1 protein-coding gene is annotated in these 229 nt (G+C 64.2%); it reads left to right on the top strand.

The window, feature by feature from the left end:
• On the top strand, nt 1-229 hold a 229-nt coding region (locus RYX56_RS25700; protein ID WP_317124557.1), incomplete at both ends, for an RsmG family class I SAM-dependent methyltransferase.

Raw genomic sequence — 229 nt, 5'->3', positions numbered from 1 at the left:
ACCGCGCAATGACCGAGGAAGAGGCGCGGGATTTCGTCGCAGCCCGCTGTCAGGGCTCCGCCGCGCTGGCGAAGGTCGAGCGATACGCGGAACTCTTGCGGAAGGGGGCCGGTACGCAGAACCTGATCGCGGCTTCGACGTTGCCGCAGATATGGCTGCGCCACATCGCGGATTCGGCCCAGCTTATCGATCATGTTTCACGTGGAACGACGCCGTGGCTAGACTTGGG

It is taken from the genome of Alkalihalophilus lindianensis, assembly GCF_032843265.1.
Lineage (GTDB): Bacteria > Bacillota > Bacilli > Bacillales > Bacillaceae_D > Alkalihalophilus > Alkalihalophilus lindianensis.
The sequence above is the reverse complement of the archived record's forward strand: the minus strand, read 5'-3'. Positions and strand labels throughout refer to the sequence as shown.